Annotated in this window: 9 protein-coding genes and 1 riboswitch; of the genes, 1 reads left to right on the forward strand and 8 read right to left on the reverse strand. The window is 45.5% G+C overall.

The window, feature by feature from the left end; genetic code table 11:
• Nucleotides 1-87 precede the first annotated feature (87 nt).
• Complete coding sequence (locus A6D97_RS11140; RefSeq protein ID WP_065584382.1) at nucleotides 88-1,878, forward strand: aminopeptidase P family protein; 1,791 nt, start codon at nucleotides 88-90, stop codon at nucleotides 1,876-1,878.
• A 144-nt stretch (nucleotides 1,879-2,022) separates the two neighbouring features.
• Here the strand turns inward: A6D97_RS11140 and thiH are convergent, their stop codons facing one another.
• The 8 genes from thiH to A6D97_RS11180 all read right to left on the reverse strand — a co-directional run bounded on the left by thiH (nucleotide 2,023) and on the right by A6D97_RS11180 (nucleotide 10,287).
• Nucleotides 2,023-3,135, reverse strand: coding sequence for a 2-iminoacetate synthase ThiH (thiH, locus tag A6D97_RS11145; protein WP_065584383.1), 1,113 nt, complete (start codon nucleotides 3,133-3,135; stop codon nucleotides 2,023-2,025).
• Nucleotides 3,136-3,142: 7 nt separating this feature from the next.
• On the reverse strand, nucleotides 3,143-3,907 hold the full coding sequence (locus A6D97_RS11150; protein WP_065584384.1) for a thiazole synthase: 765 nt from the start codon (nucleotides 3,905-3,907) through the stop codon (nucleotides 3,143-3,145).
• 2 nt (nucleotides 3,908-3,909) lie between these two features.
• Nucleotides 3,910-4,119, reverse strand: coding sequence for a sulfur carrier protein ThiS (thiS, locus tag A6D97_RS11155; RefSeq protein ID WP_017061316.1), 210 nt, complete (start codon nucleotides 4,117-4,119; stop codon nucleotides 3,910-3,912).
• Nucleotides 4,116-4,898 carry a HesA/MoeB/ThiF family protein gene (locus tag A6D97_RS11160; RefSeq protein WP_017062994.1) on the reverse strand — a complete coding sequence of 261 codons (783 nt, stop codon included), beginning with the start codon at nucleotides 4,896-4,898 and terminating at the stop codon, nucleotides 4,116-4,118. Before A6D97_RS11160 ends, thiS begins: the two co-directional genes overlap by 4 nt.
• A complete protein-coding gene (locus A6D97_RS11165) occupies nucleotides 4,888-6,180 on the reverse strand; it encodes a thiamine phosphate synthase (protein ID WP_065584385.1) in 1,293 nt (430 codons plus the stop codon). The genes A6D97_RS11160 and A6D97_RS11165 overlap by 11 nt, the downstream gene beginning before the upstream one ends.
• Nucleotides 6,180-8,129 (reverse strand): phosphomethylpyrimidine synthase ThiC, encoded by a 1,950-nt coding sequence (gene thiC / locus A6D97_RS11170; RefSeq protein WP_065584386.1) that lies wholly within the window; start codon nucleotides 8,127-8,129, stop codon nucleotides 6,180-6,182. The genes A6D97_RS11165 and thiC overlap by 1 nt, the downstream gene beginning before the upstream one ends.
• A 130-nt stretch (nucleotides 8,130-8,259) precedes the next feature.
• Nucleotides 8,260-8,358: riboswitch (TPP riboswitch) on the reverse strand.
• Nucleotides 8,359-8,420: 62 nt separating this feature from the next.
• On the reverse strand, nucleotides 8,421-8,804 hold the full coding sequence (gene crcB, locus A6D97_RS11175; protein ID WP_065584387.1) for a fluoride efflux transporter CrcB: 384 nt from the start codon (nucleotides 8,802-8,804) through the stop codon (nucleotides 8,421-8,423).
• A gap of 100 nt (nucleotides 8,805-8,904) precedes the next feature.
• The gene (locus A6D97_RS11180) at nucleotides 8,905-10,287 is read right to left on the reverse strand and encodes a multicopper oxidase family protein (RefSeq protein WP_065584388.1); all 1,383 of its coding nucleotides are present in this window, start codon (nucleotides 10,285-10,287) and stop codon (nucleotides 8,905-8,907) included.
• Nucleotides 10,288-10,502: the final 215 nt, after the last annotated feature.

Here is a 10,502-nt window from a genome sequence, read left to right on the forward strand (position 1 = left end):
GCGCTAGCTTATTGACCTAATAAGTCCCCTCGCATTTATATCGACTGTGAGTGTTAACAAGGACCCTAACAATAAGGATAAACACAGATGCACAATATCACTGCGGAACGCGTTACTGCGGTTCGAGCTTGGCTTGAAGCAAACCACTTAGATGCTGTTATCATTCCACATGAAGACGAGTACCTAGGTGAATACGTTCCAGCTCACAACGAGCGACTTCACTGGCTAACCGGTTTCACTGGCTCTGCAGGTGCGGCTGTTATCACTCGCGAAAACGCGGCTATTTTTGTTGATGGTCGCTATACCGTCCAGGTTCGTAAACAAGTACCTGGTGAGCTATTTGAGTATCGCCATCTTATTGAAGAACCGGCTTTAGATTGGATCATCAATTCACTCGCACAAGGCAGTAAAGTTGCATTCGACCCACGTATGCATACGGCGGCTTGGTTGAAAGGCGCACAAGCTAAACTAGCTGATAAAGTAGAACTCACAACACTAGCGGCAAACCCGATTGATGAGCTTTGGTCTGATCGCCCTGAGCCTGTTGTATCTGATGTTCGCCTCATGGCAACCGACGCCGTTGGCCAATCAAGTGAAAGTAAGCGTGAAGAAATTGCAAGCCTACTAAAAGCCAAAGGCACTGATGCCGCTATCCTTACTGAGCTGGATTCAATCTGCTGGTTACTCAACATTCGTGGTTTAGACGTATCTCGTCTGCCGGTTGTGTTATCCAACGCGATCATTCACGCCGATGAAAGCGTCGATTTCTTCTTAGACCCAGCTCGTATCCCTGCTGGTTTTGAAGCGCACGTTGGTAATGGTATTCGTGTTTCTCACCCATCAGAGCTTGAAGCCCGCCTTCAATCTTTAGAGGGTAAGAATGTGTCTGTTGATTCAGGCACGAGCAATGCTTGGTACACGCTTGTTCTACAAAACGCTGGCGCTCACATCATTGAAGCAGCAGACCCATGCCTAATGCCAAAAGCTGCTAAAAACGCAACTGAGATTGCAGGTATGAAAGCGTGTCACATTCGAGATGGCGTGGCGATGGCGAAATTCCTGTCTTGGATTGATGCAGAAGTCGCGCAAGGTAACCTGCACAACGAAGCTGTACTAGCAGACAAAGTACAATCATTCCGCGAGCAAGACCCGACGCTGATGGATCTAAGTTTTGACACCATTTCAGCGGCAGGCGGCAACGCTGCAATGTGTCACTACAACCATGAGAACCAGCCTGAACCAGGTCAGCTAGAACTGAATACTCTGTACCTAGTCGACTCAGGCGGTCAGTACTTAGATGGTACAACCGACATCACTCGTACTATCGCGATTGGCCAACCAAGCGACGAAATGATTCAGCAGTTCACGTTAGCGCTTAAAGGTCACATAGGCATCGCACGAGCTCGCTTCCCACAAGGCACTCGTGGTTTCCAACTGGATATCCTAGCGCGTCAGCACTTATGGGCGGAAGGCTTCGATTACGATCATGGTACTGGTCACGGTGTTGGTCACTTCCTAAGTGTTCATGAAGGCCCACAAAGTATCTCTAAGAAGCTAATCGACGTACCTCTTGTTGAAGGCATGGTGTTATCAAACGAACCGGGTTACTACCGTGCTGATGAGTTTGGTATTCGAATCGAAAACCTAGAGCTCGTGGTTGAACTGCCAACTCAAGGTGATTTTTCAGTACTAACCTTTGAGTCGCTAACACGTTGCCCTATCGATAAGCGCAACATCAATGTTGATTTGCTAACACGACCTGAACTGGCGTGGCTGAACGACTACCATCAGAAAGTATGGAACGATGTTAGCCCATTAGTTGAAGGTGATACGCTGGAATGGCTACGCCAATCAACGACGCCATTAGCTCACGGATAATACTTCGCTAAGCTGTTAGCTGAACCAAAACGAGCTTGCTAGGTTAATAAGTTAAATAGCAAAACGGCTACCCAAAGGTAGCCGTTTTTATTTGCCTGTATCATTACATCGATGTTTCACGTGGAACATCAACCAAGATGCTAGTTAGCCTGAGTAAGCGCTATGCCAATCACGCCACACTGGGTCGAAACCACGCTGTCGGATCATCGAATCAACATCAGCTGCACTTCTCTCATCGCTAATCTCAAACTGCTCGAGTTCTTCCTCACCGGAAGCATAACCACCAGGCTGGGTCTTAGAAGCCGCCGACATACTCGTGATTCCCAATGGCAACACATTGTCACGGAAAGCTGCAGACTCACGAGTCGAGAGAGACAATTCAACCTCAGGGTTTAATAAACGATACGCACAGATAAGTTGAACCAACTGTTTATCACTCATAATCGATTTAGGCTGCAAACCACCCTCACACGGACGAAGACGTGGGAATGAAATCGAGTAACGTGTTTGCCAATAAGTACGCTCAAGATAGTCTAAGTGAGCGGCCACGAAGAAACAGTCGGTACGCCAATCTTCCAAGCCAATCAAAGCGCCAATACCTATCTTATCAATACCCGCTTTTGCCAAACGATCGGGCGTTTCGAGCCGGTATTCAAAATCCATTTTATTGCCACGCAAGTGGTGTTCCGCGTAGGTACTTGGGCTATACGTTTCTTGGTAAACCATCACCGCATCTAAGCCGAGAGTTTTAAGCTCTGCGTAGTCATCTTGATCAAGCGGCTGCACTTCCATCGCAAGATAGTTAAATTGTGCCTTAATATTCGGTAGCACTTCACGGAAGTACTTCATCCCGACCTTGGTTTCATGTTCACCAGTCACCAACAATACACTATCAAACTTCATCTTTTTGATAGCGGCACTTTCAGCATCGATTTCATCTAAAGTAAGTGTGCGACGCTTAATGCGGTTCTCCATTGAGAAACCACAATACGTGCACGCATTCGCACATAAGTTTGAGAGGTACAATGGAATATACAACGACATTGTATTACCGAATCGCTTGCGTGTGAGTGCCAACGATTGTTGCGCCATCTGCTCTAAGTAAGGTTCTGCTGCCGGAGAGATAAGAGCCTTAAAGTCTTCCAAGTCGCGTTTAGGTTTACTCAGAGCGCGCTCAACATCCGCTGCCGTTTTACTGAAGATGGACATACCAATGTCATCCCAGTTGAGCTGTTTAAATCGATCAACAAACGTCATAAGGACACTACTCGTCTAGGAATGAAGTTAGCGGACTAGAAGCAACCGCATGAGACACCTGTCCAGCAAGACCAGAAAGGTAAGCCATACGGCCAGCTTCAACTGCCAGTTTAAAAGCAATCGCCATATCAACGGGTTGTTGAGAAGCCGCAATTGCAGTATTAACTAACACGGCATCCGCGCCCATTTCCATTGCACGAGTAGCATGAGATGGCGCACCAATACCAGCGTCAACAATCACAGGGACGTTCGCTTGGTCGATAATGATCTCTAAGAAGTCTGCCGAAGCGATACCTTTGTTCGACCCAATCGGCGCACCTAGCGGCATAACCGCAGCACAACCCACCTCTTCCAATCGTTTACACAACACTGGGTCAGCATGACAGTAAGGCAACACAACAAAGCCATCTTTAACCATTTGCTCAGCCGCTTTTAATGTCTCAATTGGGTCTGGCATCAAGTACTTTGGATCAGGGTGAATTTCCAGTTTGAGCCAGTTTGTGCCTAGCGCTTCGCGAGCCAAATGCGCAGCAAAGATGGCATCCTTCGCGTTCTTCGCCCCGGAGGTATTTGGTAACAAGTTCACGCCAGCATCAATGATGGGCTGTAAAATATCATCTTGCTCAGAGCGAATATCAACTCTCTTCAACGCCATGGTTGCCAGTTGAGAACCGGAAGCTTCGATAGCACTCGCCATTAAATGTTTATTCGCGAACTTGCCCGTTCCAGTAAAGAGTCGTGATTGAAATGTTTTATCTGCGATAGTTAACATAGTTAGCCTCCTGCAATAGCTTGGAAAAGAGAAATAGCATCGCCTTCATTGACGACCCTTTGTTGCCACTGACTACGCGGGACAACCGCATTATTGATAGCAAAGACACAACCCAGATCGGGTAGTGAAAGCGCTTGGATGATATCCGCTAGAGACGACGATTGTGCAACCTGTTCTGGTTGCTCATTGATAGAGATCGTTATGTTGCTCATTGGGTTTCTTCTTCTAAATAGTTAACTGTAGATGTGCAGCAAACGGGGCATTCACTATCTTGAGTGACACTTAAGTTTTGCCAGTTCATCGTCTGACCATCAAACAGTTTGAGCTGATGTGTTGCAACCTGGAACTCGCCAGTGCTAATACGTTGAATCGCTGCCAGTGCTTGGAGGTTGCCTATGGTGCCAACAACTGGGCCGATGATGCCGCTATCGCTACAACGTGTCGTTTGTGGATGATGACTGAACGGGAACAAACAGTGATAGCACCCTTTCTGCATCTGATAATCAAAGACAATAAACTGACCTTTCCATCCGATCGCAGAACCAGAAACCAAAGGTGTCTTGCTACCAAAACATGCTTGGTTAACCTGCTGACGTGACTCAAAGTTGTCAGTACAATCCAACACCAAATCAGCGAGCATCACCTCAAGCTCAAGCTGGCTCTGAGTCATTCGCCTATTGATGGTTCTCACTTGGTTTCGACCATTAAGCTCAGTCAGTTTTTGCTTCAGAGCTTCGACCTTAGGCGAACCTAACTGGCTTTCCTTGAACGCAACTTGTCGTTGAAGGTTAGACGAATCCACACAATCATCATCAACTAATACGATTTTCCCGATACCGGAAGCCGCAAGATAGAGAGCCGCAGCATTGCCTAAGCCACCACAACCGATGACCAATACATGGCTATCTAATAGATTGCGTTGCCCTTGCTCACCCACTTCAGGAAGTGCGAGTTGTCGTTGATAACGAATGAATTCGAAATCATTCAGCATGACTTAGCTCCTGAGTTACCTCTTTAGCAGCACCTGAAGAACGGTCAGCCATTAATGCTTCGAAGAACTCAATCACTTGTTTTGGGTCTTCGGCTAACGTAATCGCACGTACAACAGCAAGGCTCGATACCCCACAACTCCACACCTGTGCGGCCGTCGACTGGTCAATTCCACCAATCGCAACTGTCGGATAACCGGTGAGTTCTTCTGTGTATGGGATAGTATCAATCAGCTGCTGATAGAGAGATAAACGCACAAGTCCTTGAGGCTTCGATGGCATCTGCTTAGTGGTGGTTGGGAATATATGCCCCAGCGCAATATAGCTTGGGTTGATTTGCACAATGCGTAGCAACTCGTAATAACCATGAGTCGATAGACCGATCTTAATACCAGCTTGGCTCAGTTGAGATAGGTTGGATTCTTCGATGTCCTCTTGCCCCAAATGAACACCAAAAGCATCATGCTTAAGTGCCAATTGCCAATAGTCATTGATAAAAACCTGAGCGTTGTGCTCTCTACCGAGTTCGATAGATCGCGCGATTTGTTGTTCTAAATCTGCTTGCTGTGGGTTCTTAATACGCAGTTGAACTGTGTTAATTCCAAGCTTGAGCAGCCTTTCGATCCACTCAACATCATCAACCACTGGGTATAGTCCTAGGCTACTCTTACTCAATTCCGGGAACGACAGTGATGTTCCTTGGTGCGCCCAACCAACACTAATATCCAGTCGCTCATCTTCGAGAACGGGAATAGGAAAGTTTTGATAGTTTGCTGGCCATGTTCCACGTGAAACACTAGATGCTGCGCGAGCTAAAACCAGTGCATCTTCTAATGGGAATTCCAACGCCAACAAAGTAAGTAACCAAGCAAAGTGGCCACGACTATCTAACTCCTGATGAGCTGGAGTTTCACTCTTGATAGCACGATTAGAATCTAGCTGTGACCAGATATCTAATGCAGCTGAGTCATCTAAGACACCGATATAGATGGTATTCGGAGTTTGTGCCAAGGCATCGCGGACACCAGCTAGCGCCACTGAATGACTGTAATAAACGATATGATCAAGCTCACTTGAGCGACACTCCGCCAATGAATCAACATCATGAGCAAAACCAATAGATAACGCTTGCTGAGCATCAACGATAGAGAAGCATTGAGTTGGGCTTACATCCAACTCAACTGCATCGGTTGCCAAGCCTTGTCGCTTAGCAACCAATAGACAGCTTTGCACCTCTCCCGTTAGCTCAATATTTTGAGATGGGATAAGAATCTTCACTGTCATTATTCCTCTAATTGAGCTTCTTTTGCGCCTACTGCTGGGTGATAAAGTTCAGAGCCAGTATCACGGAACTCTTGTGATTTCTGACGCATCCCTTCCAACGGATTATCAAGCATCTTAATCTCGATAACCTGATCAGCAGCCACTTGTTCAGTGTCTTTCGCGTACTCTCGAACTTCTTGAGAGATCTTCATTGAACAGAATTTAGGTCCACACATAGAGCAGAAGTGAGCAACCTTGCCCGATTCTTGTGGCAGGGTTTCATCGTGGAAAGAACGGGCTGTTTCTGGATCTAAAGCTAGATTAAATTGGTCTTCCCAACGGAATTCAAAACGAGCTTTAGATAATGCATTATCTCGGATTTGTGCGCCCGGATGCCCTTTTGCCAAGTCTGCTGCATGTGCTGCCAGCTTGTAAGTAATCAAGCCAGTCTTCACATCTTCTTTATTTGGTAAGCCCAAATGCTCTTTAGGTGTTACATAACAAAGCATCGCACAGCCGTACCAACCAATCATCGCCGCGCCAATACCAGAGGTAATGTGGTCATAACCCGGTGCAATATCAGTGGTCAGCGGGCCTAACGTATAGAAAGGCGCTTCATGGCAGTGCTCTAACTGCTCATCCATGTTCTCTTTAATAAGATGCATAGGTACATGTCCAGGACCTTCAATGATCACCTGAACATCGTATTCCCAAGCCACTTTAGTTAACTCACCTAGAGTACGTAACTCCGAGAACTGAGCCTCATCATTGGCATCTGCAATAGAGCCAGGACGTAGGCCGTCACCTAGTGACAAAGCCACATCGTACTTCGCACAGATCTCACAGATCTCGCGGAAGTGTGTGTATAGGAAGCTTTCTTGGTGATGTGCAAGACACCATTTCGCGATAATAGAGCCACCACGAGAAACAATACCTGTCACACGCTTAGCCGTCATAGAAACATAACGAAGAAGCAAACCAGCATGGATAGTGAAGTAATCAACGCCCTGCTCCGCTTGTTCAATCAAAGTATCGCGCATCACTTCCCAGTTAAGGTCTTCGGCTACGCCATTCACTTTCTCAAGCGCCTGATACATAGGAACCGTACCAATCGGCACTGGGCTATTACGTAGGATCCATTCACGAGTCTCGTGGATATTACGGCCAGTAGAAAGATCCATTACGGTATCGCCGCCCCAGCGAGTCGACCATACTAGCTTCTCAACTTCTTCTTCAATCGAAGAGCTTACAGAAGAGTTACCGATATTGGCGTTCACTTTCACTAAGAAGTTTCGGCCAATAATCATAGGTTCTGATTCTGGGTGGTTGATGTTTGAAGGGATGATAGCTCGGCCTTCAGCGACCTCTTTACGCACGAACTCAGGGGTAATTTCTTTTGGCAGGTTTGCGCCAAAGTTATGGCCTGGGTGTTGGTGATTAAGCTGTTCATCAGCGAACTTCTGACGCCCCATGTTCTCACGTATCGCAATGTACTCCATCTCAGGAGTGATAATTCCCTGACGAGCATAATGCAGTTGAGTTACACATTGGTCGCCAGTAGCGCGACGAATTCGAGGCAGGTTTCCGTAACGAAGGTCGTCTAGGGTTTCATCTTCTAAACGTTCTTTGGTGTAAACAGAGCTTACATCATCGAGCAATTCCGTATCACCACGCTCTTCAATCCATTGCTCTCGCAACTTAGGAAGGCCACTATAAAGGTCTATTTCATGCGTAGGATCGGTATAAACACCTGAGGTGTCGTAGACATGAATTGGCTCATTAGGTTCGAATACAGGCTCTTTTTTGCTGCCACCAACAAGGCTATCTGCGAGGGATATTTCTCGGACAGGGACTTGAATGTCCGCTCGAGCCCCTTGGATGTAAGCTTTTTTTGAGTTTGGATAAGGTTGTACAGATAAAGAATCAATGAAATTCTTCGCTTCCAGTCTTGCTTGTTTACGACTCGACATAGCATTTTTCCTTGGCTTTTAGCCATTATTTATAGGGATAAAAATGCTTGACGGATAAGATGCTACAAGAGGGATCACAGCAAGAAAATGCAGTTGTGATCTGGAGATAGATCTCTAGAAGGATTCTAGTTAGATATCTACTCTTGTTCCCTTCGCAGGTATTAGCCTGATCAGGTTCAACGGATCCCGAGTTAACGGTCTCAGCCATATGGCACTCCGACAAGTACGATCGAGTATATGAAAACGGCTTGGATAAACCAAGCCGAGTTGTTAACAAATCGTAAGAAAGTTTTAAGACTTTATCAGAAGTTGGAAGCCGATCCATGCGGCTGAAATACTGAGAAACACATTGAGCAGTACATTGAGCCCCATCTTGAAGAACGCACCCTGCTGCATAAGAAGCACGTTATCCATCGAAAACGTAGAAAATGTCGTCAGGGCTCCAAGGAAACCAAGACCGATAATTTGTCTCCACGGCTCCGTCGCAACCATCTCATTTTCAAACGCGGCGATGAGCAATCCCATAATCAAAGAGCCAATTACGTTAACAGTCAGCGTACCGTAAGGAAAACCACGCCCTAACATCACAACGCATAACTCTGAAATCAAGTAACGTGAACAAGCACCAAACGCGCCACCGATGGCGATAAAACCTAGAATAGATAACTGACCCATGAATCCTCCCAAACAATAATCCCTATATTCTAGCTTTAACGCCGATAAAAGCGAGGGTAGAAACTAAGAATGCATGCGCAAATATTAAACGTTACAGGTGTCACTTAACTTCAATATATCCCATCAATCCTGTTTTCATGTGCTCAATTACATGACAGTGGTACATCCAGCGTCCGGGGTTGTCTGCAACAAATGCAGCTTTAGCTCGGCCATTTTTTCCAAGTAACACTGTATCGGTATGGAAAGGCTCTTCAATTTTTTTACCATCAAGTTCCAATACAGTAAATGTATGACCATGAATATGAATCGGGTGATGATATTGAGTGACGTTCTTAAGATCGAATATGTAAGTCTTACCCAACTCTAAAGTCGCCAATGGTTCAGGAATATTGTCTTTGCTCATTCCTTCCCATGCTCTTTTATTTGTTAGCCAAAACTTAGGCATCGATTTTCCATCTTTGGATACAGGAGAAACAGCCCCTTCCCATTCAAATAAAAAGTCGATCTCTTCAGCATTAGCAAGATCTAGGTTGGGCACTGGATTCAATGGTAGTAATGGTAACGAACGTCCTTGAGCAAATGCTGAATCTACGACTTCAAATTCACACAAAGAAAATGGGAAACGCCCCTTCATATGGAGAACGTTAACTCGCTCACCAGCTTTAGGAGCGATCAGTCCGATATCAGCACGCATCCCTGGACCGATTTTATGTTGAGTCAGTTTGTAAGGCGTTTTTACAGGGTTACCATCGATGGCAATCACCCATGCCTCAGCCCCTTCGATAGCAATAGGATAAGTGATCGTATTATCGACATTCGCGATACGCAGTCGAGTCGTTGCGTGCTGCTTTAATTGGTATACAGGTTCATGAACACCATTAACGCTACTCCACTCTCCTGGAGTGCCCATACGAGCACTGAGTCTTGGAATCATTAAGTCTTTCCATTGACCTTGCTTATCGATATGCCAATGTTTAAGCATCAATGCGTGTTCTTCATCGAACCGTATTGGATTACTCTCTTCTACGATAATAAGGCCAACTAAGCCCATACCAAGCTGTTTAACGCTATTCATATGTGGGTGATACCAAAATGTGCCAGCATCTGGCGGCGTAAACTCATAAATGAATGTTTCACCTGGCATGATCGGTGGCTGACTTAAGAAGGGAACTCCGTCCATTTCGATAGGAATTCTTAAGCCATGCCAATGGATAGTCGTCGGCTCTGATAGCTTATTCGTAAAACGAATTGTGACCTTTTCACCCTGTCGACATCGAATCGTCGGAGCTGGGATCTGTCCATTAAAGGCTAAGACATTGGTATCAAATCCCGCTACTAACTCAGCCGTTGAAGGTTCAGCAGTTAAGTCATAAACATACTTTCCTTGCTCATCAGCAGACCGCTTCATTGAACAAGCGGGTAGTACTGTTAATGCAGATATAGCGAGAGATGATTGAATAAACTTACGACGGGAAATATCCATATTTGTTGCCTTTTAGTAATAACGACCAAAATGTAACAAAATATTGAGAATAATTCTCATAAAGAAGTGTGGATTGTGTTGTTAATTGCTTATAAAAGAGACTGAGATAAGTAAGCACTTACATTTCTAAGACAATATTCTATTCAAGGTAGGTAATTATCAATTATACCAATTAAAGTAAAAATGTGATCTAATTAAGATTGATGAATTATTGT

Origin of the sequence: Vibrio sp. ZF57 (genome assembly GCF_001691235.1) — a bacterium.
In the GTDB taxonomy this organism is placed as follows: Bacteria; Pseudomonadota; Gammaproteobacteria; order Enterobacterales; family Vibrionaceae; genus Vibrio; species Vibrio crassostreae_C.

Excerpts from the sequence above, each read along its gene's own strand:
- thiC (WP_065584386.1), bottom strand. The coding sequence starts at position 8,129 with ATGTCGAGTCGTAAACAAGCAAGACTGGAAGCGAAGAATTTCATTGAT.
- A6D97_RS11160 (WP_017062994.1), bottom strand. The coding sequence starts at position 4,898 with ATGCTGAATGATTTCGAATTCATTCGTTATCAACGACAACTCGCACTT.
- crcB (WP_065584387.1), bottom strand. The coding sequence starts at position 8,804 with ATGGGTCAGTTATCTATTCTAGGTTTTATCGCCATCGGTGGCGCGTTT.
- A6D97_RS11140 (WP_065584382.1), top strand. The coding sequence starts at position 88 with ATGCACAATATCACTGCGGAACGCGTTACTGCGGTTCGAGCTTGGCTT.
- thiS (WP_017061316.1), bottom strand. The coding sequence starts at position 4,119 with ATGAGCAACATAACGATCTCTATCAATGAGCAACCAGAACAGGTTGCA.
- A6D97_RS11165 (WP_065584385.1), bottom strand. The coding sequence starts at position 6,180 with ATGACAGTGAAGATTCTTATCCCATCTCAAAATATTGAGCTAACGGGA.
- A6D97_RS11150 (WP_065584384.1), bottom strand. The coding sequence starts at position 3,907 with ATGTTAACTATCGCAGATAAAACATTTCAATCACGACTCTTTACTGGA.
- A6D97_RS11180 (WP_065584388.1), bottom strand. The coding sequence starts at position 10,287 with ATGGATATTTCCCGTCGTAAGTTTATTCAATCATCTCTCGCTATATCT.
- thiH (WP_065584383.1), bottom strand. The coding sequence starts at position 3,135 with ATGACGTTTGTTGATCGATTTAAACAGCTCAACTGGGATGACATTGGT.